At 71.3% G+C, this 24741-nt stretch carries 25 protein-coding genes, 1 tRNA gene and 1 pseudogene; 7 read left to right on the top strand and 20 right to left on the bottom strand.

From position 1 onward, the window contains the following. Positions 1 to 5 precede the first annotated feature (5 nt). The 3 genes from ACFY2B_RS34140 to ACFY2B_RS34130 all read left to right on the top strand — a co-directional run bounded on the left by ACFY2B_RS34140 (position 6) and on the right by ACFY2B_RS34130 (position 5003). Positions 6 to 1562: a glycosyltransferase gene (locus ACFY2B_RS34140; RefSeq protein ID WP_390766941.1), complete on the top strand. Its 1557-nt coding sequence runs from the start codon at positions 6 to 8 to the stop codon at positions 1560 to 1562. Then, entirely contained in the window at positions 1559 to 3910 is a 2352-nt protein-coding gene (locus ACFY2B_RS34135; RefSeq protein ID WP_390766940.1) for a glycosyltransferase family 39 protein, read from the top strand. Before ACFY2B_RS34140 ends, ACFY2B_RS34135 begins: the two co-directional genes overlap by 4 nt. A gap of 322 nt (positions 3911 to 4232) precedes the next feature. Beyond that, entirely contained in the window at positions 4233 to 5003 is a 771-nt protein-coding gene (locus ACFY2B_RS34130) for a TetR/AcrR family transcriptional regulator (protein WP_390766939.1), read from the top strand. Between the two features lie 281 nt (positions 5004 to 5284). On the opposite strand, the gene ACFY2B_RS34125 is transcribed toward ACFY2B_RS34130, so the two are convergent. From ACFY2B_RS34125 to ACFY2B_RS34110, 4 genes are all read right to left on the bottom strand, one after another. Then, on the bottom strand, positions 5285 to 5755 hold the full coding sequence (locus ACFY2B_RS34125; protein ID WP_390766938.1) for a PPOX class F420-dependent oxidoreductase: 471 nt from the start codon (positions 5753 to 5755) through the stop codon (positions 5285 to 5287). Between the two features lie 61 nt (positions 5756 to 5816). Beyond that, positions 5817 to 6638 (bottom strand): YceI family protein, encoded by an 822-nt coding sequence (locus ACFY2B_RS34120; protein ID WP_376531132.1) that lies wholly within the window; start codon positions 6636 to 6638, stop codon positions 5817 to 5819. 140 nt (positions 6639 to 6778) lie between these two features. Next, complete coding sequence (locus tag ACFY2B_RS34115) at positions 6779 to 9331, bottom strand: MFS transporter (protein WP_390766937.1); 2553 nt, start codon at positions 9329 to 9331, stop codon at positions 6779 to 6781. Positions 9332 to 9397: 66 nt separating this feature from the next. Beyond that, on the bottom strand, positions 9398 to 9946 hold the full coding sequence (locus ACFY2B_RS34110) for a MarR family winged helix-turn-helix transcriptional regulator (RefSeq protein WP_390766936.1): 549 nt from the start codon (positions 9944 to 9946) through the stop codon (positions 9398 to 9400). A 308-nt stretch (positions 9947 to 10254) separates the two neighbouring features. On the opposite strand from ACFY2B_RS34110, the gene ACFY2B_RS34105 reads away from it, so the two are divergent. Further along, positions 10255 to 10449, top strand: a complete 195-nt coding sequence (locus ACFY2B_RS34105; RefSeq protein WP_390766935.1) for a hypothetical protein — start codon at positions 10255 to 10257, stop codon at positions 10447 to 10449. Between the two features lie 55 nt (positions 10450 to 10504). On the opposite strand, the gene ACFY2B_RS34100 is transcribed toward ACFY2B_RS34105, so the two are convergent. After that, positions 10505 to 11380, bottom strand: a complete 876-nt coding sequence (locus ACFY2B_RS34100; protein WP_390766934.1) for an LLM class flavin-dependent oxidoreductase — start codon at positions 11378 to 11380, stop codon at positions 10505 to 10507. A 628-nt stretch (positions 11381 to 12008) separates the two neighbouring features. Here ACFY2B_RS34100 and ACFY2B_RS34095 point away from each other — a divergent pair. Further along, entirely contained in the window at positions 12009 to 12599 is a 591-nt protein-coding gene (locus ACFY2B_RS34095; protein WP_390766933.1) for a TetR/AcrR family transcriptional regulator, read from the top strand. A gap of 24 nt (positions 12600 to 12623) precedes the next feature. Here the strand turns inward: ACFY2B_RS34095 and ACFY2B_RS34090 are convergent, their stop codons facing one another. From ACFY2B_RS34090 to ACFY2B_RS34050, 9 genes are all read right to left on the bottom strand, one after another. Continuing rightward, positions 12624 to 13505, bottom strand: coding sequence for a hypothetical protein (locus tag ACFY2B_RS34090; RefSeq protein WP_390766932.1), 882 nt, complete (start codon positions 13503 to 13505; stop codon positions 12624 to 12626). Between the two features lie 93 nt (positions 13506 to 13598). Beyond that, positions 13599 to 14504, bottom strand: coding sequence for an RNA polymerase sigma factor SigF (locus ACFY2B_RS34085; protein ID WP_390766931.1), 906 nt, complete (start codon positions 14502 to 14504; stop codon positions 13599 to 13601). A 528-nt stretch (positions 14505 to 15032) separates the two neighbouring features. Then, the gene (locus ACFY2B_RS34080; RefSeq protein ID WP_376531113.1) at positions 15033 to 15899 is read right to left on the bottom strand and encodes an RNA polymerase sigma factor SigF; all 867 of its coding nucleotides are present in this window, start codon (positions 15897 to 15899) and stop codon (positions 15033 to 15035) included. A 143-nt stretch (positions 15900 to 16042) separates the two neighbouring features. Continuing rightward, positions 16043 to 16336 carry a Dabb family protein gene (locus tag ACFY2B_RS34075; RefSeq protein WP_390766930.1) on the bottom strand — a complete coding sequence of 98 codons (294 nt, stop codon included), beginning with the start codon at positions 16334 to 16336 and terminating at the stop codon, positions 16043 to 16045. A 10-nt stretch (positions 16337 to 16346) separates the two neighbouring features. Beyond that, positions 16347 to 16526, bottom strand: coding sequence for a hypothetical protein (locus ACFY2B_RS34070; protein ID WP_376531153.1), 180 nt, complete (start codon positions 16524 to 16526; stop codon positions 16347 to 16349). A 178-nt stretch (positions 16527 to 16704) separates the two neighbouring features. Beyond that, a tRNA-Ser gene (locus ACFY2B_RS34065) sits at positions 16705 to 16789 on the bottom strand. Positions 16790 to 16835: 46 nt separating this feature from the next. Beyond that, a complete protein-coding gene (gene tadA, locus ACFY2B_RS34060) occupies positions 16836 to 17267 on the bottom strand; it encodes a tRNA adenosine(34) deaminase TadA (protein WP_390766929.1) in 432 nt (143 codons plus the stop codon). A 56-nt stretch (positions 17268 to 17323) separates the two neighbouring features. Next, positions 17324 to 17863: a hypothetical protein gene (locus ACFY2B_RS34055; protein WP_390766928.1), complete on the bottom strand. Its 540-nt coding sequence runs from the start codon at positions 17861 to 17863 to the stop codon at positions 17324 to 17326. 300 nt (positions 17864 to 18163) lie between these two features. Next, complete coding sequence (locus ACFY2B_RS34050; RefSeq protein WP_390766927.1) at positions 18164 to 18448, bottom strand: hypothetical protein; 285 nt, start codon at positions 18446 to 18448, stop codon at positions 18164 to 18166. A 95-nt stretch (positions 18449 to 18543) separates the two neighbouring features. Between ACFY2B_RS34050 and upp the strand changes: the two genes are divergently transcribed. Next, positions 18544 to 19179, top strand: a complete 636-nt coding sequence (gene upp / locus ACFY2B_RS34045; protein ID WP_390766926.1) for a uracil phosphoribosyltransferase — start codon at positions 18544 to 18546, stop codon at positions 19177 to 19179. Between the two features lie 282 nt (positions 19180 to 19461). Here the strand turns inward: upp and ACFY2B_RS34040 are convergent, their stop codons facing one another. Both ACFY2B_RS34040 and ACFY2B_RS34035 read right to left on the bottom strand, forming a co-directional pair. Beyond that, on the bottom strand, positions 19462 to 20100 hold the full coding sequence (locus ACFY2B_RS34040) for a LytR C-terminal domain-containing protein (protein WP_390766925.1): 639 nt from the start codon (positions 20098 to 20100) through the stop codon (positions 19462 to 19464). A gap of 159 nt (positions 20101 to 20259) precedes the next feature. Further along, the gene (locus ACFY2B_RS34035) at positions 20260 to 20556 is read right to left on the bottom strand and encodes a type II toxin-antitoxin system VapB family antitoxin (protein WP_003999914.1); all 297 of its coding nucleotides are present in this window, start codon (positions 20554 to 20556) and stop codon (positions 20260 to 20262) included. Positions 20557 to 20661: 105 nt separating this feature from the next. Here ACFY2B_RS34035 and ACFY2B_RS34030 point away from each other — a divergent pair, with 105 nt between their 5' ends. Beyond that, positions 20662 to 22248: a helicase HerA-like domain-containing protein gene (locus tag ACFY2B_RS34030; RefSeq protein ID WP_390766924.1), complete on the top strand. Its 1587-nt coding sequence runs from the start codon at positions 20662 to 20664 to the stop codon at positions 22246 to 22248. 334 nt (positions 22249 to 22582) lie between these two features. On the opposite strand, the gene ACFY2B_RS34025 is transcribed toward ACFY2B_RS34030, so the two are convergent. From ACFY2B_RS34025 to ACFY2B_RS34010, 4 genes and pseudogenes are all read right to left on the bottom strand, one after another. Continuing rightward, a complete protein-coding gene (locus ACFY2B_RS34025) occupies positions 22583 to 22717 on the bottom strand; it encodes a hypothetical protein (protein WP_390766923.1) in 135 nt (44 codons plus the stop codon). 71 nt (positions 22718 to 22788) lie between these two features. Then, on the bottom strand, positions 22789 to 23100 hold the full coding sequence (locus ACFY2B_RS34020; RefSeq protein WP_390766922.1) for a hypothetical protein: 312 nt from the start codon (positions 23098 to 23100) through the stop codon (positions 22789 to 22791). 79 nt (positions 23101 to 23179) lie between these two features. After that, positions 23180 to 23854, bottom strand: a complete 675-nt coding sequence (locus tag ACFY2B_RS34015) for an HdeD family acid-resistance protein (protein ID WP_390766921.1) — start codon at positions 23852 to 23854, stop codon at positions 23180 to 23182. Between the two features lie 288 nt (positions 23855 to 24142). Beyond that, a pseudogene (locus tag ACFY2B_RS34010) lies at positions 24143 to 24730 on the bottom strand (HhH-GPD-type base excision DNA repair protein); the annotation flags it as partial. Between the last annotated feature and the right edge of the window lie 11 nt (positions 24731 to 24741).

Here is a 24741-nt window from a genome sequence, read left to right as displayed (position 1 = left end):
GGGGCATGCGAACCGACTCTTCTCCCGGCACCCTGCCGGCGCGGGAGCACCTCCCGGCCGCAGCCGCCGGTACGCCTGTCCTGGACGTAGTGATCCCCGTCTACAACGAGGAGAAGGACCTGGGGCCATGTGTGCTCAGACTGCACGAGCACCTCACCCGCACCTTCCCGTACGCGTTCCGCATCACGATCGCCGACAACGCGTCCACGGACGGCACGCCGCAGGTGGCGGCCGACCTGGCGGCGCGCCTCGCCGAGGTGCACGACTTCCGCCTGGAGCAGAAGGGCCGCGGGCGTGCCCTGCGGACCGTGTGGTCCGCCTCGGACGCCCCGATCCTCGCGTACATGGACGTCGACCTGTCCACCGACCTCAACGCGCTGCTGCCGCTGGTGGCCCCGCTGATCTCGGGCCACTCCGACCTGGCGATCGGATCCCGGCTGAGCCGGTCGTCGCGGGTGGTGCGCGGCGCCAAGCGGGAGTTCATCAGCCGCTCGTACAACCTGATCCTGCGCGGCTCGTTGCAGGCCCGCTTCTCGGACGCGCAGTGCGGCTTCAAGGCGATCCGGCGCGATGTGGCCCAGGCGCTGCTGCCGCTGGTGGAGGACACCGGCTGGTTCTTCGACACCGAGATGCTGGTGCTCGCCGAGCGGGCCGGGCTGCGGATCCACGAGGTGCCGGTCGACTGGGTCGACGACCCGGACTCGACGGTGCACATCGTGAAGACGGCGACCGAGGACCTCAAGGGGGTGTGGCGGGTGGGCAAGGCCCTGGCCACCGGTTCGCTGCCGCTTGACCGGCTCACCCGCCCGTTCGGCGACGACCCGCGCGACCGGGACATCCAGGACGTGCCGAAGGGGCTGGCCCGCCAGCTCGTCGGGTTCTGCGTGGTCGGCGGCCTGTCCACCCTCTTCTACCTGGTCCTCTACAGCCTCTTCCGGCAGTTCTCCGGCTCCCAGGTGGCCAACGCGCTCGCCCTGCTGGTCTCGGCCGTCGCCAACACCGCCGCCAACCGGCGGCTGACCTTCGGGGTGCGCGGGCGCGGCGGAGCGGTCCGGCACCAGGCGCAGGGCCTGGTCGTCTTCGGCATCGGTCTCGCCCTGACCAGCGGTTCGCTCGCCGCCCTGGACGCGGCCAGCAGCAACCCGCCGCACTCCACGGAGCTGGCGGTGCTGATCGCCGCCAACCTCGCGGCGACCGTGCTGCGCTTCCTGCTGTTCCGCGCATGGGTGTTCCCGGAGCGGCGCGAGTACGGTACGGGCCCGGCGGCCCAGGACACCCGCCACCCGGCGGCCACCGCGTCCCACCCGTTGCCCTCGGCATCCGCCCCGTCCCACCCGGCGGCCACGGCCCAGTACCCCGTCTCCGCCGGGCGGCTCCCCGGCCTGCCCGCGCAGCCTTCGGGCCCGCCCGCGCGGCACGGCTCCGCCCAGTACCAGCACACCCAGCACCCGACGACCACCCAGTCCCGCGTCGACGACGCCGCGGACGGCAACTGGAGGGACGCCACCGTGCGGATGCAGCCGGTGCGCCCTCATGACACCGACCCGGGGGAAGCCCGATGACCACCCACTACGAGCAGTCGTCCCCGCACGGCGGTCCCGGCCCGTCGGGCCCGCCGCAGACGGCTCCCCCACCCCCGGCCTCGCCGCCGCCCCCGGCCCTGGCATCCGGGCAGGCCGCGGCCCCCGCGGCGGACGCGCCCGGGAACCCCGTCCCCGAGTCGGGCGAACCGAAGCAGCCCTTCGTCCGCAGACTCTGGCGCGGACGTCCGGAGGACCCCCGCTGGGCGCGCCCGGCCTTCCTCGGCCTGCTGCTCGCCACCGCGCTGCTCTACCTCTACGACCTGAGCGTCTCCGGCTACTCCAACTCCTTCTACTCGGCGGCCGTGCAGGCGGGCAGCACGTCGTGGAAGGCGTTCTTCTTCGGGTCCCTCGACGCGGGCAACGCCATCACCGTCGACAAGCCCTCGGCCTTCCTGTGGCCGATGGACCTGTCCGTACGGATCTTCGGCCTGAACTCCTGGGCGATCCTCACCCCCGAGGTCCTGATGGGCGTCGGCACGGTCGCGGTGGTCTACGCGGCCGTACGGCGCCGGTTCAGCCCGGTGGCCGGACTGGTCGCCGGCGCGGTGCTCGCGCTCACCCCGGTCGCGGCGCTGATGTTCCGGTACAACAACCCGGACGCCATGCTGGCCCTGCTGATGGCGCTGGCCTGCTACCTGGTGCTGCGCGCCGTGGAGGACGGCCGGACCAAGTGGCTGGTGTGGGCGGGGGCCGCGATCGGCTTCGCCTTCCTCGCCAAGACGTTGCAGGCGTTCCTGATCCTGCCGCCGCTGGCGATCGTGTACGCGGTCTGCGCTCCGGTGCGGCCGCGCAAGCGGTTCGTCCAACTGGGGCTCGCCACGGCGGCGATGGTCGTCGCGGGCGGCTGGTGGGTGGCGATCGTGGAGCTGTGGCCCGCCTCGTCGCGTCCGTACATCGGCGGTTCCCAGAACAACTCCTTCCTTGAACTGACCTTCGGCTACAACGGCTTGGGGCGGCTGAACGGCGACGAGACCGGCAGCGTCGGCGGCCAGGGCGGCGCGGGCGGCGGCAGCCGCTGGGGGGAGACCGGCTGGGACCGGATGTTCAGCGCCGAGGTCGGCAGCCAGGTCTCCTGGCTGATCCCGGCCGCGCTGATCCTGCTGGTGGCCGCCCTGTGGGCCACCCGGCGGGCCCGGCGCACGTCCGTGACCCGGGCCTCGTTCCTGGTCTGGGGCGGCTCACTGCTGATCACCATGATCGTGTTCAGCTACATGGCGGGCATCTTCCACCAGTACTACACGGTCGCCCTCACCCCGTACCTCGCGGCCGTGGTCGGGATGGGCGTCGGCCTGGTGTGGGAGCGGCGGGCCGAGACCTGGGCCTCGCTGGTCCTCGCGGCCTCCGTGGTGGCCGCCGCGGCCTGGGGTTACGTGCTGCTCAACCGCACCCCGGACTACGCGCCCTGGCTGCGGTGGCTGGTCCTGGTCGGCGGCCTGGCCGCCGCGCTGGGCCTGGTCTTCGTGGGCCGGGTGCCGCGCCGGCTGGCCCTCGGGGCGGCGGCCGCGGGCCTCGTCGCCGCGCTGGCCGGACCGACCGCGTACACGCTGTCCACGATCGACTCCGCGCACACCGGCGCCATTCCGACAGCCGGTCCTGCGGGTGCGAGCCGGATGGGCTTCGGTGGCGGCCAGGGCGGTGGCGGCGGTATGCGCGGCGGCTTCGGCGGAGGCGGCGGTATGCCCGGCGGCCAAGGCCAGCAGAACGGTGGCGGTGGCTTCCCCGGTGGTCAGGGGCAGCAGAACGGCGGTGGCGGCTTCCCGGGCGGCGGTGGCGGTGGCTTCCCGGGCGGTGGCGGTTTCGGCGGCGGTGTGCCGGGCGGTCAGGGACAGCAGAACGGTGGCGGCGGTTTCCCCGGTGGTCAGGGGCAGCAGAACGGCGGCGGCTTCCCGGGGGCCGGCGAGGGCGGCCGGACGGGTGGTGGCATGGGCGGTCTGCTCGACGGGCCCACGGTCAGCTCGGACGCCAAGAAACTGCTGGAGGCGGACGCCGACCAGTACACCTGGGTCGCCGCGTCCATCGGCGCCCAGAATTCGGCGAGCTACCAACTGGCCACCGGTGACCCGGTGATGGCGATCGGCGGATACAACGGCACCGACCCGTATCCGACGCTGGAGCAGTTCCAGCAGTACGTGGCGGACGGGAAGATCCACTACTTCATCTCCGGCGGCCGGGGAGCCGGCATGCCCGGCGCCATGGGCGGCGGCGACACCGGCACCGACACGGGTATCTCGTCGCAGATCACTTCGTGGGTCGAGAGCACCTTCAAGAAGGTGACGGTCGGCTCGGACACCTTCTACGACCTCACGCAGAAGACGAGCGGCACCTGATGAGCGCCGGCTGAGGACCGGTTCGCCCGGCGGGGCGGGGGTGATGACCGCGGTCACCACCCCCCCCCCGCCGGGCTGTGAGCGGGTCAGTTCGCCGACTCGTCAGTTCGCGGGCACGGTAGCCGTGTTGGCCGAAGGATCGACGGACCGACAGACCGGCGGGCCGGTGGCCGGGGCGCCGCCGCGGCCACCGGCCGGAGAGGGCACGCCCCGACGGTCCGGGGGACTCGTCCGGGCGTACGGCAGTGGGGTGGGACCCGCTGATCACACAGGACGGGCCTAGCATCGTTGGTAGTGGTCGGAGATCCAGGAGGGTGCGGCGATGGCGCAGCAGGCGGAGCGGACGCCGCGTACCAGCGTCTGGCTCGAGCAGAAGGCGCCCCGGGGCGGGCGCGGCGGCGGGCAGCCGTCCGGCCTGGACCGGGAGCGGATCACCGGGGCGACGGTACGGCTGCTGGACGCGGAGGGACTGGCCAGGTTCTCCATGCGGCGGCTGGCCGCCGAACTGAACGTCACGGCGATGTCCGTGTACTGGTACGTCGACACCAAGGACGACCTGCTCGAACTCGCCCTGGACGCGGCCTTCGGCGAGCTGCGGCTGCCCGAGGCCGGGGAGACCGGCGAGGACTGGCGGGACCAACTGCGCTCGCTGGCCCGCGAGTACCGGGCGTTGCTGGTGCGCCACCCGTGGCTGTCCCCGTTGGCCGGCCGCTACCTCAACATCGGCCCCAACTCGCTCGCCTTCTCGGGCCGGGTCCAGCAGGTCGTACGCCGTTCCGGGCTGCCCGCCCACGGGATCACCGGCGCCCTCTCGGCCGTTTTCCAGTTCGTGTACGGCTACGGCACGATCGAGAGCCACTTCGCCGCCCGGGTCGAGGCCGCCGGCATGACCCCGGACGAGTACCACCACGCGGCCATGACCGCGGTCACCGAGGTCCCGGAGACCGCCGAGGTCATCAGGGAGTCCACGGACATCAGGGCGGCCCGCGGCGGCGCGACGGTCGAAGAGATGCTGGAACGCGACTTCACCTTCGCCCTGGACCTCCTGATCGCAGGAATCGAAGCCATGGTCCAAAAAACCAAGCCCAGTTAGCCCCGCGCCCCCGCAGGGGCGCGGCCCCCCGAGGGGCGCGGGGAACTGCGCGACCAGCGCTCCGGCACGCGACTGATCGCCTTGGTCGGCAACGGCCCTCTTAAGGGGCGCGGGGAACTGCGCGACCAGCCCCGACGCTCCGGTACGCGACTGATTACCTTGGTCGGCAACGGCCCTCTTAAGGGGCGCGGGGAACTGCGCGACCAGCCCCGACGCTCCGGTACGCGACTGATCGCCTTGGTCGGCAACGGCCCTCTTAAGGGGCGCGGGGAACTACGCAATCACTGCTGCTCAACCAACCGCGCTGGAAATCCCCCCGTCGCCACCGGCCCCCACCGCGTCGGGGTGACCCGGATGATCGACTTGCCCTGCTTGACCATCGCCTCCCGGTACTCGTCCCAGTTCGGGTGCTCACCCGCGATGTTCCGGTAGTACTCGACCAGCGGTTCCACGGAGTCGGGGCTGTCGATGACCTCCGCCGTCCCGTCGACCTGGACCCACGGCCCGTCCCAGCTGTCGCTCAGCACGATCAGGCTGACCCGGGAGTCCCGCTTGGCGTTGCGGGTCTTGGCGCGCTCCGGATACGTGGAGACCACGATCCGGCCGGCGTCGTCGACCCCGCAGGTCAGCGGCGACGCCTGGGGGCCGCCGTCGGCCCGCCGGGTGAGCAGGACGGCGTGGTGCCGGGGCCGTACGAAGTCCAGCAGCTCGTCGAGGGAGACGGCGGTGTTCGTCGCGATGTTCGGTGCCATGAGCGAAGCCTAAGGGGCGGTGACCTCGCTCAGGGTGACCCTGCTGGGTCTACGTACACGCCTACATCTGCGGCAGCGTCTCGCCCTGCACCGCCTGGATGTCCAGTTCGATCTTCAGCGTGGTGCCGATGGCCGCGATGCCCGCCTGGACGATCTGGTTGTAGGTGATGGCGAAGTCCGAGCGGTGCAGCTCCGTCGACGCGCGGAAAGCGGTGCGGACGCCGCCCCACGGGTCGGGGCCGGTGCCGAGGTAGGCCAGGTCCAGGTCGACCGGGCGGACGATCCCGCGCATGGCCAGCTCGCCGTGGACCGTCCAGCGGTCCGAGCCGGCCGGTGACAGCCCGGTGGAGCGGTAGGTGATCTCGGGGTGCTGCTCGGCGTCCAGGAAGTCCGCGGACCTGAGGTGGTTGTCGCGCATGCCGTTGCCGGTGTCGATGGAGGAGGCCCGGATCACCGCCTGGACACGGGACTTCCCGATGTCGTCGGGCGCGATCTCGATCGAGCCGGCGAATTCGGTGAACCGGCCGCGCACGCTGGAGATGCCCAGGTGCTGGGCGACGGCGGCCACGGTGGAGTGCGCCGGGTCGATCGTCCACGGTCCCGGCGGGGGCAGCTCGGAGCCGCCCTGCCGGGACAGTGTCACGGTGCCGACCTCGGCCCGTCCGCTCGCGGTGACGATCGCGCTGGAGGCGACGGGCGCGTACCCGATGGCCGTGACGATCACCGTGTACGCCCCGGGCGCGAGCGGGGTGGTGTCCCGCACGGCGCCCTCCGCGTCCGCCTCGGCCCGCAGTACCTGCGTGCCTGTCATGTCGGTCACCGTGACGACCGCGTGCGACACGGCCCATCCGTCCCGGCTGCGGATCCTCGCGGTCAGTCCCATCCCGTTTTCTCCCTCAGAAGCCATGGTTCGAACATTTCCATGGTGGCTTCGAAAATCTGTACAAATTGGTCGTAAAGTGTCCGGCCCGCGGGGGGCGAGCCGCCGCTCAGGACGTACCCCCCACGGGCCGGAGTAGTGCGCTACTCGCCGGGGTGGGCGAGTTCTATGTTGTGTCCGTCGGCCCCGGTGCCCTGCACCGTCAGGGCCGTCGCCACCGGCGGGTAGCCGGTCGCGATGACGGTGTAGTCACCGGCGTCCAGGTCGGTGAAGGCGTACGCCCCGTCCGGCCCGGTGGTGGACGTGCCGACCACGTTGCCGGCCGCGTCCACGAGGGTCACCCGGGCGTCGCCCAGCGGACCGGACGGTGCCCGGACGACACCCTGGAGCCGGGCCCCCGCCTCCAGGTCCACCTCGACCCGGGTGACCCCGGTGGCACCGACCTCGACGGGCAGGGCCTGCGGCCGGAAGCCGGAGGCGTTCACCGCGAGCGTCACCGCGCCGGGTACCAGCTCACCGAAGGTGAACTGCCCCTGCTCGCCGGTGGTTCCGGTGGCGAGCAGATCGCCGCGCACATCGGTGACGATCACCATCGCGTCCTTGACGGGCAGCGCGCTGCCGGCCGCCCGGACGACCCCGCTGAGACCGCTGGTGCCGCTGAGCAGGACGTCGTACGACACCGGGTCCTCGTGCACCACGACCGTACTGGCCTGCGGCTGGAAGCCGTCGGCGGAGGCGATCAGGACGTACGAGCCGGCGCCCGGCGCGTCCAGCCCGTAGGAACCGTCGATCTGGGTGACCGCGCGGCCCAGCTGGCGGCCGGAGAGGGAGATCAGGGTGACGGCGGCCTGGCCCACCGGGACGCTGTCGGCGCCGCGGACGTAGCCGTGGATCGGGGTGCCGCCGGAGCCGGACTGCTCCGGTGCGGGCAGGGTGGCGACGGCGGTCAGCTGCCGCGTGGCGGCCGGCTGGAGGCCGTCCTCGGCCTTCGCCACGACCGGGGAGGCCCAGCTGGGCACGTGCTCCGTGGCGGGCGCGGCGGCCTGCGCGACGACGGCCGGCGCCTCGGCCGCCGCGTCCTGCTTCGGGTCCTGCGTCGTGTTCTCGTCGGCGGTCTGCGCCAGCGCGCCCTTCGTCCGCAACGGAACCTCCTTGATGAACAGGGTGATCAGAAAAGCGAGTGCCGCGAGGCAGCCGGCGATCAGGAACACATCGGCGATGGCGTGGCCGTAGGCGCTCTCGATGACCGTGCGCACCGGGCTCGGCAGGGTGTTCAGGTCCGGGATGGCGTCCGAGGAGCCCGAGCCGGCCAGGGCCTGGGCGTTCTTCGGGCTCAGATCGGCCAGGCCGTCCTTGATGTAGTCGGTGATCTTGTGGGACAACACCGTGCCCAGCGCGGAGACGCCGACCGCGCCACCGAGGGAACGGAAGAAGGTGACCGTGGAGCTGGCCGAGCCGAGGTCGGACGGATCCACCTGGTTCTGCGTGCACAGCACCAGGTTCTGCATCATCATGCCGATGCCGAGGCCCAGCATGGCCATGAAGATGGCCATCTTCCAGTACTCGGTGTCGTAGCGGATGGTGCTCAGCAGGCCGAGGCCCGCCGTCACCAGCAGACCGCCGGCGACCAGCCATCCCTTCCAGCGGCCGGTGCGGGTGATGAACTGGCCGGAGACGGTGGAGGCGACGAACAGGCCGCCGATCATCGGGATGGTCAGGACACCCGACATCGTCGGGCTCTTGTCGCGGGCCAGCTGGAAGAACTGGCTGAAGAACACCGTGCCGGTGAACATCGCGACACCGACGAACATCGAGGCGAGCGACGCCAGGGTGATGGTGGGGTTGCGGAACAGCCTGAGCGGGATGATCGGCTGGCTCGCCCTGGCCTCGGTGATCAGGAACAGCACGCCGAGCACGATCGCGCCGCCGACCATCGCGTACGTCTGCCACGACAGCCAGGCGTACTTGGTGCCCGCGAAGGTCACCCAGATCAGCAGCAGCGAGACCGAGGCGGCGATGAAGAACGCGCCGCCCCCGTCGACCTTCACGTCCCGCTTCACCACGGGCAGGTTCAGGGTCCGCTGGAGCACGATCAGCGCGATGATCGCGAAGGGCACGCCGACGTAGAAGCACCAGCGCCAGCCCAGCCACGAGGTGTCGGTGATGACACCGCCGAGCAGCGGGCCGCCGACGGTGGCGACGGCGAAGGTGGCGCCGAGGTAACCGGAGTAACGGCCGCGCTCACGCGGGGAGATCATCGCCGCCATGACGATCTGCGCCAGGGCGGACAGACCGCCGACGCCGACGCCCTGGACGACGCGGCAGGCGATCAGCATGCCGGGGTTGTGCGAGAGACCGGCTACGACCGAGCCCAGGACGTAGATGACCAGGGCTATCTGGACGAGGGCCTTCTTGCTGTACAAGTCTGCGAGCTTGCCCCACAGGGGAGTCGTCGCGGTCATCGACAGCAGGGCGGCCGTGACCACCCAGGTGTAGGCGGACTGGCCGCCGCCGAGGTCGCCGATGATGCGGGGCAGGGCGTTGGAGACGATCGTGGACGACAGGATCGCCACGAACATGCCGAGCAGCAGCCCGGAGAGCGCTTCCATGATCTGCCGGTGCGTCATGGGAGCGAATTCGGAGCCTCCCCCGTGCTTGGCGTGAGCCCGCACACCGGCTGGTGTGGTCGTTGCCATGGGCTTCCTTTTCTACGTTTCTACGTTTCTGCGCTTCTGCGCTTCTGCGATCTGCGTTCTGCGTGCTTATGCGGGTGTACGGGTGGTCGTCGCTTCGAGGACGGACGTGGGTGCGGGCGCCGGCGCCGGTACGGCTGCGGGCGCGGTGGCGGACTGCGATGGGTGATGGGCCCGGGCATGCGGGGGCCGGCAGTCGCCGAAACTGTCCTTGAGCCGGGCCATGAGCCGGATCAGCAGGCCGACCTCGTCGTCGGTCCAGTCGCTGAGCCGCTCGGCCAGCAGGTCGGTGGTGCGCCGCGCCAGGTCGTCCACCATGGCATGACCCGCGGGCGTGAGGCGCAGGATGCGCGAGCGCTTGTCGGCGGGGTCCGGGGACCGTTCGACCCAGCCCCGGTCGACGACGTGGCCGACGGACCGGCTGGTGACGGACATGTCCACGGAGAGCAGCTCGGCGAGCTTGCTCATGCGCATGTCTCCGTAACGCCCGAGCAGGGTCAGTACGGCGGCGGAACCGCTCGGGCAGTCGTGCGGCAGTACCCGTCGCAGGTCCCGGTGCACGGCCCCGATGGCGCTGAACTGACGCCCCAGCTCCTCGAACTGCGTCTGCTCAGCCATCACACCTCCCGTGTTCGTTGCTTGAGGCAACCTTAGACTTGCTTGGTTGCTACAGGCAAACAACAGGGGGTCATCCGGCATAAAAACTTGGCAAAGACAAGTATTACGAGCGTAAATATGCAGGTGGACCGGGAGGCCGGACGGGGGCGGGCGCCGCGTGCTCGGGACGGGGGGCGGACCCAGGTTCCCGGGAGACGGTCCGGACGGCCGTTCCGCGCCTGTTTCCCCCGGCTTTCCTGGGCTTTCCTCGGCTTTCTTCGCCGCCCCCGCTTGGGCGGCCCCGCCCCTCTTCGCTAGTGTCTCGGCCCATGGCTAACACCCAGGGCCCCCAGGGCAACCAGGACCCCGCAGGCAGCACCCAGATGTTCCGCGCGTTCGTCGACGAGTCCCCGCAGGGCCGGCAGCAGGCGGCCGCCCCGGCCGGCCCCCGCGTCGGCGTGATCGTCGGAGTCGTCGTGGCCGTGGTGATCGTGGCGGTGGTGGCCTGGCTGGCGCTGAAGTAAGGCCGGCCGCCGAGCCGTCGGACGGCTGAGCGGCCGGGCAGCCGGGGGCGTGGGGTTACGCCGATACGCCGGTGAGCTGATCGGCGAGCCACGGCACGACATCCGTGGGGTAGGGCGCCGTCAGACCGAGCACGAGGTGCCGGAAGCCGGCCTCGACTGCCGCGTCGACCGCGTCCCGGGTGACGCCGGGCCGGTCGTAGGAGACCGGTACGAACAGGGAGCGGGTGACCGAGGCCGGATCGCGGCCGGCCTCGGTGCAGTAGCGGTCCAGCAGCGCGCTGCGGCGCACCGCGTCGTCGATCTCGCCGCCCGGCATGTTCCACACGTCGGCATGGTCCGCGGCCACCCGCAGTGTCGCGGCCGAACGCCCGCCGACGAGGATCGGCGGATGGGGGCGCTGGACGGGTTTGGGACTGCCGAACGCCCCGGTGAGGCGGTGGTGGGCGCCCTCGAAGTCGAACGGCTCCTCCTCGGTCCACAGCCGCCGGATCAGCGTGCATGCCTCGGCGAGGCTCTGCGCAGCGTGCGCGGCGTCGTGGTAGGGCAGCCCGTGCGCCGCGTACTCGCGCCGGGCCATGGGCAGGTCGGGGCGCGAGCCGGCACCGATGCCGAAGTCGAGCCGGCCGCCGGAGACGATGTCCACCGTCGTGGCGATCTTGGCCAGCATCGCGGGCGGCCGGAACCGGTTGCTGGTCACCATCACGCCGAGCCGCAGCCGCCGGGTCTGGGCGGCGAGCGCCGCGAGCAGCGTCCAGCCCTCGAAGGTGGGCCCTTTCTGGTCGCCCCAGATCGGCATGAGGTGGTCGTACAGCCAGGCGTGCTCGATCTGCGGAGTCTCGTCCGCCGCCCGCCAGATCCGCAGGATGTCCTGGTAGTCGACGTGCGACGGGGCGGTCATGATCCCGAATCGGGGTCCGGGGGTGTGCGACATGATGTCGTCGTCCTCCTCTCGCGCGGCTGTGCCGCGGTCTCGAACGGTCGGCGCCGCCGCCGCGGCGACGGGCTGCGCGGCGCGGACGGGGTGGCGTGGAGGGGTGGCGCGAACGGGGTGGCGTTCTTCTGCTGTGGGGCCGGTCTTGTGGTCCGTGGGGGAAGTGGAGTCAGTGGGGTCGGTGGGGTCAGTGGTGTCGGTGGGGCATCGATAGTCGATGGGGGGCGGTCGCGTGGTGCGTGAGGCCGGGTGGGGTTGCAGGTTCCCTGCGGTGCGCGTGGGGGCTGTGGTGTACGGGTCCTGCGGGTGCGCGGGTGGGGTGGTGCGCCGAGGGTCCGGCCCGGGGGGCGGGGCGGGCCTCGGTGGCCGGCCGGGGGCGCCGGTGGTCGGGGCGGGACGCCGGTGGCCGGGCAGGAGTGATGGGTGGCCGGACATGGGATGGTGGTGACCGGGCGGGGGCGGCCGTCGGGCTCCCGCTCGGCGTCCACGGAAAAGCGGAACTCCGCTCCGGAAAGAATACGGAACGACGATCCGCTTAGGCAAGTCCGTCGGCGGCGACTCTGACGGAGACGGGTCCTGCGGCAGCGGGTCCGGCGGTGGAAGATCCGGCGGTGGAAGGAGCGGTGCGGTGAACGACCGTGACGCGGGCGCGGTGCGCGCGGCCCGGCCCAAGCGGGCGGACGCCCGGCGCAACGAGGAGACCCTGCTCGACGCGGCGGCGGCGGCCTTCGTGGCCTCGGGGGTGGAGGCCCCGGTGCGCGACATCGCGGCCCGAGCCGGTGTCGGCCTCGGCACGATCTACCGGCACTTCCCCACCAGGTCGGACCTCGTCATCGCCGTCTACCGGCACCAGGTGGAGTCCTGCGCCAAGGCCGGTCCGGCCCTGCTGGCGAGCAGCGCGAGCCCGCACGCCGCGCTGGGGCAGTGGATCGACCTCTTCGTCGACTTCCTGGTCACCAAACACGGACTCGCCGCCGCCCTGCGGTCCGACAGCGCCGGATTCGAGACGCTGCACGCCTACTTCCTCGACCGGCTCCTGCCCGTGTGCGCCCAACTCCTCGACGCCGCGGCCGCCTCCGGCGAGGTCCGGTCCGACCTGGAGGCGTACGAGCTGCTGCGCGGCGTCGGAAACCTCTGCATCGGCGCGGACGGCGACCCCGGCTACGACGCGCGCCGGCTGGTCCGGTTCCTCGTAGAGGGGCTGCGCGGCCCGCGGTGACCGCCGGCCCGCCGCGCGCTCGGGTCATTTCCAGGTGACGGACACGTCCTGCGTCTCGATGCGCATCCCCAGCGGTACCCGCCAGGCGTCCACGCACACCGTCCAGGTGTGGTCCTCCTCGGCCTTCGGACCGAGCGGTACCGGGAGGACCACCGTGGACTCCACCGTCGCCCAGTCGATGCCGAGCGCGCCGATGACATGCGTCCCGAAGGTCACCGTTCCCGAACGGACCGCCGTTCCCCCGGTGTTGTGGAAGGTCACCGTCACCTTCTCGCACCAGCGCTTGTCGGTACTCTTCCGGGCCGGGTCGTCCCAGGTGAGGGCGGCGGGGGTGGGTGGTGTGGCGGGGCCGCCGGGTGATGTCGGCGGAACCGGGGACCCGGTTCCCGTACCGGTCGGCGCGGTGTCTCCCGGCGGGGCCGGTGCGCCGGTTCCCGCCGCGCCGTCGGCCGCGGATCCCTCGCCGCCGACGCCGGATCCGGTCCGGTCGTTGCCGGCGGTGCCGCTTCCGCCCGGCGTCGGGCGGACCGGCCGTTGCTGTGAAGCCGGCCCGGTGCCGGGCGAGTTGCCGTCCGCGCCGGGCGATCCGTCGAGCGGTACGAGCGTCACCGGGGCGCTCGGCTTCAGTGACGTGCCCGATGGTGCCTGCGGGGAACCCCCGGGCGCCCCGACGGCGACGTAACCGCCGCCCCCGCCGCCGCCCCCGCACGAGGCCAGTACCGCGCCCAGACAGACGGCCGCCGCCGACGCCGCCGTGACGGCGCCTCGGCGGCCCTGGGCGAGGCCCGTCCAGGGCCGGTGGACCGCTCGGGTCCGGGGGGCCGCTTCGGTTCGGGGGGCCGCTCCGGTCCCCGCGTCCGGCCCCGTGCCCGTCCCTGCTCCCGTTCCTGTCCCAGTGCCGCGCATCGGGACAGTGTGGCTGACGCACCGTCAGGAAGGAAGGGTCAGGCGGGAGAAGGGCCGGGCGGGGGAGGGAGGCGGAGGGGCTGGGGGCCGGCCTCAGTCCGAGATGAGACCTTCGCGCAGCTGCGACAGGGTCCGGGTCAGCAGGCGGGAGACATGCATCTGGGAGATGCCGACCTCCTCGCCGATCTGGGACTGGGTCATGTTGGCGAAGAAGCGGAGCATGATGATCCGCCGCTCGCGGGGCGGGAGTTTGGCCAGCAGCGGCTTCAGGGACTCCCGGTACTCGACGCCCTCCAGAGCGGTGTCCTCGTAGCCGAGGCGGTCGGCCAGGGAGCCCTCGCCGCCGTCGTCCTCGGGGGCCGGGGAGTCCAGGGACGAGGCCGTGTAGGCGTTGCCCACGGCCAGCCCGTCGACCACGTCCTCCTCCGACACACCCAGGACCGCGGCGAGTTCGGGCACGGTCGGGGAGCGGTCCAGCTTCTGGGACAGCTCGTCACTGGCCTTCGTGAGCGCCAGCCGCAGCTCCTGGAGCCGCCGCGGGACCCGCACCGACCACGAGGTGTCGCGGAAGAAGCGCTTGATCTCGCCCACGACCGTCGGCATCGCGAACGTCGGGAACTCGACGCCGCGTTCACAGTCGAAGCGGTCGATGGCCTTGATCAGGCCGATGGTGCCGACCTGGACGATGTCCTCCATGGGCTCGTTGCGGGAGCGGAAGCGGGCTGCCGCGTACCGCACGAGCGGGAGGTTGAGTTCGATGAGGGTGTCCCGGACGTAGGCACGCTCGGGGCTGTTCTCGTCGAGTGCGGCGAGCCGCAGGAACAGGGAGCGGGACAGGGTGCGGGTGTCGATGGCCTCCGAGCCGGCCGAGACGGCCGGGTTGGGCGTGGCCTCAAGGGCCGTGACGTCGTCGAGCACGTCGAGAGCGTCGAGCTCCTTGGGCGCTGCCTCGCTGTTCGTGGGCGTGAGCACCTTCGAGCTGCCCTGGTCTGCGGACATGCCACCCCCTTTGGGTCGCGGGACGGTCGCGGTGCGTCCCCTGGGAGGAACGCAACCTTCACCTGAATACCGGAGCCGGAGCCACGGCAAACGCGCTTCCCGCAGAATGTCACATGTCGGCAACGCGCTGTAGTGACATGTCGACATGATAGTTCTGAATCAGCCCAGCCAGGAGGGGGTCTGGCGGCCCGTGGGCCGGTGGATGTCGGAATCTTCCCTGGTGGGCGAATCGCTCGGTCCGGTGATCGATCGCTCTCGCATTCGGTTGTGCGCCGGAGCGGTACGGCGGCGGATGCGCGGCGGGTCGTCGGGGCCCGTCGGCGGCCCGTCGGCGGCGTCGCGGCGGAGGCCGGGGCGGCGGAGTCTCGCGGTGGCGGAGACTCGGGGCGCTGGAGGCTCGGGGTGGCGTCCGGGGGTGCGGTCCCGCAGGGGGGCGCGGGAAACCGCGTGACCAGCCACGAGGGTGCCGTACGGAACGACGGCGCACACGCCGGCGGCGCGGTGCCGCCCGCCCGGCCGGCGGAGCCCCTACGCGTCGATCCGGTTCGCCGACCGCAGCCGCTGGAAGCTGCGCGCGAGCAGCCGTGAGACGTGCATCTGGGAGACGCCGAGTTCCGCGCTGATCTGCGACTGGGTGAGGTTGCTGTAGTAGCGCAGCAAAAGGATTCTCTGCTCCCGTTCCGGGAGTTGGACCAGCAGGTGACGGACCAGGTCGCGGTGCTCGACGCCGTCCAGGGCCGGGTCCTCGTAGCCGATGCGGTCCAGCAGCCCGGGCAGCCCGTCGCCCTCCTGCGCGGCCTCCAGGGAGGTCGCGTGGTACGAGCGGCCCGCCTCGATGCAGGACAGCACCTCCTCCTCGCTGATCCGCAGCCGCTCGGCGATCTCGGCGGTGGACGGGGAGCGTCCGAACGCCGTCGTCAGGTCCTCGGTCGCACTGTTGACCTGCACCCACAGTTCGTGCAGCCGGCGCGGTACGTGGACGGTGCGGACGTTGTCCCGGAAGTACCGTTTGATCTCGCCGACGACGGTCGGCATCGCGAAGGTCGGGAACTGCACGCCCCGGTCCGGGTCGAAGCGGTCGATGGCGTTGATGAGGCCGATGGTGCCCACCTGGACCACGTCCTCCATGGGCTCGTTGCGGGAGCGGAAGCGGGCGGCCGCGTAGCGCACGAGCGGGAGGTTGGCCTCGATGAGCGCCCCGCGCACCCGGTTGTGCTCGGAGGTGCCCGGCTGCAAGTCCTTGAGCTGGGCGAAGAGCACCTGGGTGAGGGCACGGGTGTCGGCACCGCGCCGCTTCTCGGGCACCGGGTCCGGGGCCGGAGCGGGAGCCCCGTCCTGGGGCGGCGCAGTACTGGCCGACAAGGTCAACGCCACCTCTTCTATCGGACACCTCATCCGTCAAAAGCGGTCATAGCATCACAAGACATGTGCACTGTGTTCAAGCACCGCATAACGACGTGTTGACTGATGAAGTGGGGCATGAGACGCAAAAAATCCCCGCACCACTCCGGTGCGGGGGCGAGTTTCGACCGTACGGCTCAGAACTCGTAGTCGGCGATCACCCAGGTGGCGAACTCCCGCCACAGTGCGACGCCCGCCTGGTGCGCCGGGTGCTCCAGGTAGCGCTTGAGGGCGTCGGCGTCGTCGACCGCCGAGTTGATCGCGAAGTCGTAGGCGACGGGCCGGTCGGAGACGTTCCAGCCGCACTCCCAGAAGCGCAGGTCCTCGATGCGGTCGCCCAGGGGCCGGAAGGCCGCCTCGCCCGCCTGGACGCGCGGGTCGTCGCGCTCGACGCCCTCGTTGAGCTTGAACAGGACCAAGTGGCGGATCATGGGCGTTCCCTCAGCTCTTTCCTCCGTTGACGGCCCAGGTCATGAAGTCACCGATGGCCTTGGCCGCGTTCGATATGCCCTCGAACCCTATCTGGACGTAGTCCGCCGCCTTGGCCGGATCCGTGATGATCACGTACAGCACGAAGACCACGAGCACGTACACGGCGATCTTCTTGGCGTTCACCGCCACCGCGCCTCCCCTGTCACTGATGTGTCCGTCGGGCCGCCTGCTGCCGGCGGTGAGTGTAGCCTTCACGTGCCCCACGGGAACCAACGGCCCGCCGTCCGAGGGCTTTTGCCGAGGGCTTTTGCCGGACTCGCACCGCCCATGCGAAAGGGCCCCGTCGGTCGACGAGGCCCTTCTACAGCGGTAGCGGAGGGATTTGAACCCTCGGTGACTTGCGCCACACTCGCTTTCGAGGCGAGCTCCTTCGGCCGCTCGGACACGCTACCGAGGGAGACCCTACAGCACCGGGGGCCGGCGGCTGAAATCGGTATGTCAGCGCTCCCGGAAGAACTCGCTGAGCAGCTGGGCGCAGTCCTCGGCCAGGACGCCCTCGACGACCTCGGGCCGGTGGTTGAGCCGTCGGTCGCGCACGAGATCCCAGAGGGAGCCGGCCGCACCCGCCTTCTCGTCGCGGGCCCCGTAGACGACGCGGTCGACACGGGACTGCACGAGGGCGCCCGCGCACATCGTGCAGGGCTCCAGCGTGACCACGAGGGTGCACCCCGTGAGCCGCCAGGCGCCCAGTGCGGCGGCGGCCCGCCGGAGCGCGAGGACCTCCGCGTGGGCCGTGGGGTCGCCGGTGGCCTCGCGTTCGTTGTGGCCGCTCGCGAGGACCGTCGCGCCGTCCGGGGACAGCACGACGGCGCCGACCGGGACGTCCCCGCCCCGGACGGCCTGCTCGGCCTCCGTCAGGGCGAGCCGCATCGCGGCCCGCCAGCGGTCGCGTACCGGATCAGGGATCCGCTGCGCGGGTGATCCGGTCAGCGGACGGTCTCCAGCACCTCCGAGGCGCCCAGAGCCTCGGCGATCGAGCCCAGGGCGTCCTCCGCATCCAGGGCGCGCAGCTCCTTCTCGCTGACGCCGAGGTCGTCGAGGATCTCGCTGTCGCCGACCGGGCCGTGGCCCACCGCGTCGGCGGACGGGCCGTCCCCGTCCTCGTCCTCGTCCTCGTCTTCGGACTCACCGTCCTCCGTGCCGTCGAGGTCGAGGGCATCCAGGTCGGGGCCGTCCGAGCCGGGCTCGCGGCCGAGCAGTTCGTCGGTGAGCAGGAGTTCGCCGTAGGCGCTGCGGGCAGCGGCGGCGGCGTCGGAGACGTAGATGCGAGGGTCGTCCTCGCCGTCCACGCGGACGACGCCGAACCACGCGTCCTCCTGCTCGATCAGGACGAGCACCGTGTCCTCTTCGGGAGAGGCTTCCCGGGCCAGGTCGGCCAGATCCGACAGGGTTTCCACATCGTCGAGCTCTGTGTCGCTCGCTTCCCACCCGTCTTCGGTGCGCGCGAGCAGTGCGGCGAAGTACACCGTGACTCTCCCACTGGTCTTAGGCGTGCCGGTTGGGGGTCCCCCCGGCGGAGGTTCTGGGCGGAGAGAGCTGTGCTCCGAGCCCCGCCCACTCGGAATCGTGGCAGAAACAAAGCGCTCAGGGGACGTCTTCGGCTCCCTGTGTCTGGCAGTTTTGATCGTGCGAATGCAAAGTCGCATCCGTACGTCGGTCAAGGAATCACCAGCGCACTCGTTGCCGCCACCTGCGGATCGTACGCGGCTTTTGGGCGCGCTCACGCACGGCCTCACTCGCAACGCACCGGGGACCGCCGATCTTCCCTACCAGCGGAAGGTCCGCATGCGCAGTGTCTGCCGGAGTCTGGCCACCTTGGCGCGGCGCGGCTGGACGCGGTCGCGCAGCTCGCGCGCCTCCGCCAGCTCGCGCAGGAACCGGGCCCGGCGGCGTCGGCGCTCGGCGTCGGTCTCGGGTTCGGTCTCGGGTTCGGTTCCGGGTTCGGTTCCGGGCCCGGACGTGCTCCCGGTGGTTGCGCCGGGCGCGTCGGTGCGGTCGGGCGCGACGGGGTCGCCGGGCGCGTCCGACTGGTGATCAGGCTGCTCAGGCATCGTTTCACCACCCTGGTCAGTCCATCCCACTTTCCCTCGAACGGGTGGTTTGATGCCAGCGCAAGCGGTGCAAGGGCGCGGTTACTGTTATGGGCATGCGTCTCCACGTCGTCGACCACCCCCTGGTCGCCCACAAACTCACCACGCTGCGCGACCAGCGCACCGACTCCGCGACCTTCCGGCGACTCGCCGACGAACTGGTCACCCTGCTGGCCTACGAGGCCACCCGGGACGTACGTACCGAACAGGTCGACATCACCACGCCGGTGGCCACGACCACCGGCGTCAAACTGTCCCACCCGCGCCCGCTGGTGGTGCCGATCCTGCGCGCCGGGCTCGGCATGCTGGACGGCATGGTCCGGCTGCTGCCGACCGCCGAGGTGGGCTTCCTCGGCATGATCCGCAACGAGGAGACGCTTCAGGCGTCCACGTACGCCACCCGGATGCCGGAGGACCTCTCCGGCCGGCAGCTCTACGTCCTGGACCCGATGCTCGCCACCGGCGGCACGCTGGTCGCGGCGATCCGGGAGCTGATCAGGCGTGGCGCCGACGACGTGACCGCCGTGGTGCTGCTCGCCGCCCCGGAGGGCGTCGAGGTCATGGAACGCGAACTCGCGGGTACCCCGGTCACGGTCGTCACGGCCGCGGTCGACGACCACCTCAATGAGCAGGGCTACATCATTCCCGGCCTGGGGGACGCGGGGGATCGGTTGTACGGCGCTGCCGAGTAGCACCGGGTGCCTGCGGCGTCTGTGCGGGCTCGTGGGTGTGCGGGGTGGCAGCGCTTGTGCGGGTTCGGTGGGGCGTGCGGGGTGCCTGCGGCGCCCGTGCGAGGCGGTGGGGGCGTGCGTAGCGCCTGGTCGTGGTGGGTGGGTCGGGGCCGGGGCGGGGGGTGTCCGTCCTCGGACCGGCGCTGATGCTCGTCGACGGGGAACCGGTGACGGATGCCGGCCGCTGCGGGCGGACACCCCCCGCCCCGTCCCCTTCCCGCCGCGGGCGACCGCGGGGACGCGTCAGCAGTTCTTCTTCGACGTGGCGGGCGTCGTCTTGGACGGGGTCAGCTCGGCCAGCGCCTTCTCGGCGTCCGCCGGGTTCGCGAGACCCTTGAAGGCGGTGCCGATGATGAGGTCGAGGGTGGTGCCCTTGCGTCCGGCGTCGGTACGACGCTCTGCGTCGCCGAGCTGGGTGGCGAGGACGGGCAGCGTGGTGTTCCGCGCGGAGTCGGGGCCGAGCAGTATCCCCGTGCCCTTGATCTTCTGGTCGAACTGGGTCGGCGCGTTGCCGACCTCGCCGATCTTGAAGCCGCGTTTCTTCAGCTCGTCCGCGGTGGTCTTCGCGAGGCCGGTGCGCGGCGTGGCGTTGTAGACGTTCACGGTGATGCTGCTGGGCCGGGGCACTGTCGCGGCCGGGCTCGCCGAGGCGTCGGCCCCGGTGGGGCAGTCCGGCTCGGCGTTCGCCGCCGACGCCTTCTTCCCGCCGGTGAAGACGTCGATGAGCTGCCAGGTCCCCCAGCCGATCAGGGCGAGTACGGCGACCACGGCAATTAGCCCGAACGCGAGCCTGCCGCGTCGCCGACGAGGGCGCATCCTGGGGTATTTGTCCCCCGTGATCCGGTACTTGCCGCCCATGCCGGGGGGAGTCAGCATGCTCATGGCCGCAGCGTAGTGCGCCTGGGCTGCCGTGCCTACTAGATGATCATTCGATGGCGTAGGAGAACCCGAAAGGGTCAACCACCGTGCCGGAGATGGCCGACTGGTGGGTGTGGGGCCGGGAGGGCCGCCGGTCGGGTCGCTCGGGTCGGCTCCGCGGGGTCAGTCCAGTTCGAGCACGCGTGCGTGCAGCACCTGGCGCTGCTGGAGAGCCGCACGGACCGCGCGGTGCAGTCCGTCCTCCAAGTAGAGGTCGCCCTGCCACTTCACGACGTGCGCGAAGAGGTCGCCGTAGAAGGTCGAGTCCTCGGCGAGGAGCGTTTCCAGGTCGAGTTGGCCCTTGGTCGTCACGAGCTGATCGAGGCGGACCGGGCGCGGTGCGACGTCCGCCCACTGCCGGGTGCTCTCCCGGCCGTGGTCGGGGTACGGCCGGCCGTTTCCGATGCGCTTGAAGATCACACGGAAAGCCTACCGGTCCACACGTTCCGGGCGCAGCCGTGGCGACGGAGTGCGACGCTGGAAAAAGCGCCCTAAATAAGGGCATATCGGGAACAGGGGTCCGAGATGAGTGACAGCGAGACCGTGCGGCCGGCCGCTTCCCCGGAAATGCGCGGGAGCGCTCCCGCACTGCCGAAGGAGGCCCTGGAGATCGCCGCTGGGTACGCCTTCGCGGGCCCGGCGCTGGATCTCGGCGCCCTGCTGTGGGACGGGTTGTGCCTGCCCGACGCGCAGGTCCGCATCCCGCTCCCGATGCTCAACCGGCACGGTCTGGTCGCGGGCGCCACCGGCACCGGCAAGACCAAGACCCTGCAACTGATCGCCGAGCAGTTGTCGGTGCAGGGCGTTCCTGTGTTCCTGGCCGACGTCAAGGGGGACCTGTCCGGGATCTCGGCGCCGGGCACCGGGGACGCCCGGGTGCGGGGCCGTGCGGCGGATGTGCACCAGCAGTGGACGGCGACCGGCTTCCCCGTCGAGTTCTTCGCCCTCGGCGGGGTGGGCCACGGCATCCCGGTCCGGGCCACGGTCACCAGCTTCGGCCCCGTGCTGCTGTCGAAGGTGCTCGGGCTCAACCAGACCCAGGAGCAGTCGCTCGGCCTGATCTTCCACTACGCCGACACCAAGGGCCTCGAACTGTTCGACCTCAAGGACCTCAGGGCGGTCGTCGCGTTCCTGACCTCCGAGGAGGGCAGGGCGGAGCTGAAGGCGATCGGCGGGCTGTCGACGGCGACGGCCGGGGTGATCCTGCGCTCTCTCACCGCCTTCGAGGCGCAGGGCATGGCCGACTTCTTCGGCGAGCCGGAGTTCGAACCCGGCGACTTCCTGCGCACTGCGGACGACGGCCGCGGCATCGTCTCCGTCCTCGAACTGCCCGCTGTGCAGGACCGGCCGCAGTTGTTCTCGACCTTCCTGATGTGGCTGCTCGCCGATCTCTTCCACGACCTCCCCGAGGTCGGCGACGTGGACAAGCCGAAGCTGGTCTTCTTCTTCGAGGAGGCGCACCTGCTGTTCGACGGCGCGTCCAAGGCGTTCCTGGACTCGATCACGCAGACCGTGCGGCTCATTCGCTCGAAAGGGGTCGGCGTTTTCTTCGTCACCCAGACCCCGAAGGACGTGCCCTCCGACGTTCTCGCGCAACTCGGCAACCGGGTCCAGCACTCGCTGCGGGCCTTCACCCCGGAGGATCAGAAGGCCCTGAAGGCCACCGTGAAGACGTTCCCGTACTCGGCGTACGACCTCGAAGAACTGCTCACCGGTCTCGGCACCGGCGAGGCCGTGGTCACCGTGCTCAGCGAGAAAGGTGCCCCGACCCCGGTCGCCGCGACCCGGTTGCGTGCGCCGGAGTCCCTGATGGGCCCCGTCGACGCCACCGCCCTGGACCGGGCCGTGCGGGAGTCTCCGTTGTGCGGGCGTTATGCACAGGCTGTGGACCGCGAGTCGGCGTACGAGAAACTGGCGGCGGCGCAGGAGCAGCCGCGGCCGGATCAGCCGCAGGCCCCGGCGCGGCGGGGCGGGGCGCCGAAGGAGGAGCCGACCCTGGTCGAACAGGTCGTCGGCAGCGGCGTGTTCAAGTCCCTCGCCCGTTCGGTGGGCACACAGCTCGGACGGGAGATCACCCGCTCCCTGTTCGGCACGGCCCGCAGAAGGCGTTGACAGTGCCAGACGGGAGGCGTTGAGCCCCGCGGGGGTGGAGGGAGAGAGGGTACGGGGCGCTGGGAAGGGGGGCGAGGGGGGCGCGGAAAGGGGGGAGGGGGGTGTGGGGGAAGGGGGGAAGGGGGGAGGGGGTGTGGGGGAAGGGAATGTGGGGGTGCGGGGGTGTGGGGGTGGGCTGAGGGGCGTATGGGCGATCGTATGGAGATCGGATAGAGATCAGATAGAGATCGCATGGACGTGATGGGCCGACGTGGTGGTGCCGGGCGCAGCGCGGCACCACCACGTCGATCGCGGCCATCGTGTCGATGGTGTCGATCGTGATCGTGGCGATGGGTCAATCGCGCCAGCCGCGTGGCCGCTTCACGGGTTGCTGATGCGGCTTCGGTTTGTCCGTGTCCGGTTTCGGTGTGCTGCGCAGGGCCTCCGCGCGCAGCAGGGCGCGCAGGACCGCGTACGGGTCTGAGGGCATGGCCGTGTTCCTCGTGGTTCCTCGTGTGTGCTGCCTGGGGTGCTGACGGACCGGGGAAGGGCAGGTCCGTCTCAGCAGCGCAGGACCACGGAACAGCGGGCGCGCAGGGCGTGCGAGGGTCGGGGCGGCAGGGGGAGCGGTTGCCCGTGCGGGACGGCGGTCGGCGGGTCGGCGAGGGGCGAGGGGCGCGCGGCCGCCAGGGGGTGGTGGACGGCCCGGGGCGGTGGCCGCAGGGCCGTGTCGAAGCCGTCGTGCTGGACGATGTTGCCGGCGACGACCGGCGTCGTGTGCGCCTCGGTGAGGGTGCCCGGCACCAGCAGCGCCAGCAGCACGAGCACCCGCAACCAGACTCGGCCGGACCGGAGGGTGCGCGTACTGCTCATGGAAGGTCGTCTCCCCGCGGGGCGTTCGGCGTTCATCGCGATGGCTGCGGGATCCGCTCGCACGGCGTACGGAGCGTCGTCACACGACGCGCGGCACCTGGCCGGCGTGGTTGTGGATGCCGATGGACGTGATGATCTCGACGATGCCGACGGCGACCAGCCAGGCTCCGGCGACCACGGTGAGGACGGCGATCGAATCGAACGGCGAGACGATCAGCACGATCCCGGCGATGAAGGTGACGACCCCGAGGAAGATCTGCCAGGCCCGCGCGGGCATGGCGCCGTCGGAGGCCGCGGCCAGGGTCTGGGTGATGCCGCGGATCAGCCAGCCGATGCCGATCCACAGGGCGAGCAGCAGGATCGACTGCATCGGGCCGCGGAAGCAGAACAGGCCCAGCACGATCGACAGCGCGCCGCTGATGAAGGCGAGCACGCGCAGCGAGGTCGCCTTGTGCGTGCCGAAGGCGGCGGACAACTGGAAGATGCCGCTCACCACCAGGTAGATGCCGAACAGCACACCGGCGATGAGCAACGAGACGCTCGGCCAGACCAGGACGAGGATGCCCAGGATGAACGAGGCGACGCCGGTGAGCAGGACGACCTGCCAGGCGGCGCGCGACAGGGCGTGCAGCGGCCCCTCGAAAGGCGGTTCGGGGTCGTGGCGGCCGGTCGCGGTCGCCGGGTGGGTGGCGTGGACCTTGCGGTCGTCGTACTCGGGGCCCCAGTTGGAGCCGCTGCTCGGTGGCTCGGTCATGCTCCATGCTGGGATCGGCCCCGAGCGGCCCGCCACCCGGGACGGGCCACCCGGCTGACACGCCGGCTGACGCTATTTTTCCGATGTTCCCGATCTCCCGGACTTCCCCGACCCGCCGGACGACTTCCCGGGCTTCCCGGGCTTCTCGGGCTTCTCGGTCTGCCCTGGCTTCCTCGGCCTGTCGGCGGTCCTGGCCGTCCTCGCCGTGCCGGCAGTCGTCTTCGCCCTACCGGCGGTCGTCTGTGTCGTGCCGGTGGCCTTCTTCGCCGTGTCGGCCGGTTGTGACGGCTGTGCAGTCTTTGCCGTCTTCGTCGCCGACTTCAGTTCCTGTTTGTACGCGCGCACCTTGGCCAGTGACGTGGGCCCGGTGATGTCGGCGACGGACCGATGGGACTTCGCCTCCCCGTACACCCCGGCGGCCTCGCGCCAGCCCTCTGGGCGTACCCCGAGCTGCTTGCCCAGCAGCGCGAGGAAGATCTGTGCCTTCTGCCGGCCGAACCCGGGCAGGTCCTCCAGCCGCTTCAGTAGTTCGGCCCCGCTGCCGACGTCCCGCCAGACGGCTTCGGTGTCCCCGTCGTAGTGGTCGACCAGGTATTGGCACAGCTGGTGGATCCTCTTCGCCATGGCGCCGGGGTAGCGGTGCACGGCTGGTTTCCCGGAGAGCAGCGCGGCGAAGGACTCCGGGTTCTGGGCGGCGATCTCGTGTGCGTCCAGGTCGTCGGTGCCGAGCCGTCGCGCGATGGTCGCCGGGCCCTGGAACGCCCACTCCATCGGCACCTGCTGGTCCAGCAGCATGCCGATCAGCGCGGCGAGCGGACTGCGGCCGAGCAGCGCGTCGGCCTCGGGGTCCTGGGCGAGGTGCAGTCTTACGTCCATGAGTCGATGCT

The sequence above is a fragment of the Streptomyces sp. NPDC001270 genome, from assembly GCF_042896695.1.
Lineage (GTDB): Bacteria > Actinomycetota > Actinomycetes > Streptomycetales > Streptomycetaceae > Streptomyces.
This window is presented reverse-complemented; position numbering and strand designations above follow the sequence as displayed.

Excerpts from the sequence above, each read along its gene's own strand:
- ACFY2B_RS34075 (WP_390766930.1), bottom strand. The coding sequence starts at position 16,336 with ATGATCCGCCACTTGGTCCTGTTCAAGCTCAACGAGGGCGTCGAGCGC.
- ACFY2B_RS34105 (WP_390766935.1), top strand. The coding sequence starts at position 10,255 with ATGGCTAACACCCAGGGCCCCCAGGGCAACCAGGACCCCGCAGGCAGC.
- ACFY2B_RS34120 (WP_376531132.1), bottom strand. The coding sequence starts at position 6,638 with ATGGGACTGACCGCGAGGATCCGCAGCCGGGACGGATGGGCCGTGTCG.
- ACFY2B_RS34135 (WP_390766940.1), top strand. The coding sequence starts at position 1,559 with ATGACCACCCACTACGAGCAGTCGTCCCCGCACGGCGGTCCCGGCCCG.
- ACFY2B_RS34110 (WP_390766936.1), bottom strand. The coding sequence starts at position 9,946 with ATGGCTGAGCAGACGCAGTTCGAGGAGCTGGGGCGTCAGTTCAGCGCC.
- ACFY2B_RS34125 (WP_390766938.1), bottom strand. The coding sequence starts at position 5,755 with ATGGCACCGAACATCGCGACGAACACCGCCGTCTCCCTCGACGAGCTG.
- ACFY2B_RS34085 (WP_390766931.1), bottom strand. The coding sequence starts at position 14,504 with ATGTCCGCAGACCAGGGCAGCTCGAAGGTGCTCACGCCCACGAACAGC.
- ACFY2B_RS34025 (WP_390766923.1), bottom strand. The coding sequence starts at position 22,717 with ATGCCCTCAGACCCGTACGCGGTCCTGCGCGCCCTGCTGCGCGCGGAG.
- tadA (WP_390766929.1), bottom strand. The coding sequence starts at position 17,267 with ATGCGGCTCGCCCTGACGGAGGCCGAGCAGGCCGTCCGGGGCGGGGAC.
- ACFY2B_RS34020 (WP_390766922.1), bottom strand. The coding sequence starts at position 23,100 with ATGAGCAGTACGCGCACCCTCCGGTCCGGCCGAGTCTGGTTGCGGGTG.
- ACFY2B_RS34040 (WP_390766925.1), bottom strand. The coding sequence starts at position 20,100 with ATGAGCATGCTGACTCCCCCCGGCATGGGCGGCAAGTACCGGATCACG.
- ACFY2B_RS34140 (WP_390766941.1), top strand. The coding sequence starts at position 6 with ATGCGAACCGACTCTTCTCCCGGCACCCTGCCGGCGCGGGAGCACCTC.
- ACFY2B_RS34130 (WP_390766939.1), top strand. The coding sequence starts at position 4,233 with ATGGCGCAGCAGGCGGAGCGGACGCCGCGTACCAGCGTCTGGCTCGAG.
- ACFY2B_RS34115 (WP_390766937.1), bottom strand. The coding sequence starts at position 9,331 with ATGGCAACGACCACACCAGCCGGTGTGCGGGCTCACGCCAAGCACGGG.
- ACFY2B_RS34080 (WP_376531113.1), bottom strand. The coding sequence starts at position 15,899 with ATGAGGTGTCCGATAGAAGAGGTGGCGTTGACCTTGTCGGCCAGTACT.
- ACFY2B_RS34090 (WP_390766932.1), bottom strand. The coding sequence starts at position 13,505 with ATGCGCGGCACTGGGACAGGAACGGGAGCAGGGACGGGCACGGGGCCG.
- ACFY2B_RS34050 (WP_390766927.1), bottom strand. The coding sequence starts at position 18,448 with ATGCCTGAGCAGCCTGATCACCAGTCGGACGCGCCCGGCGACCCCGTC.
- upp (WP_390766926.1), top strand. The coding sequence starts at position 18,544 with ATGCGTCTCCACGTCGTCGACCACCCCCTGGTCGCCCACAAACTCACC.
- ACFY2B_RS34030 (WP_390766924.1), top strand. The coding sequence starts at position 20,662 with ATGAGTGACAGCGAGACCGTGCGGCCGGCCGCTTCCCCGGAAATGCGC.
- ACFY2B_RS34015 (WP_390766921.1), bottom strand. The coding sequence starts at position 23,854 with ATGACCGAGCCACCGAGCAGCGGCTCCAACTGGGGCCCCGAGTACGAC.
- ACFY2B_RS34100 (WP_390766934.1), bottom strand. The coding sequence starts at position 11,380 with ATGTCGCACACCCCCGGACCCCGATTCGGGATCATGACCGCCCCGTCG.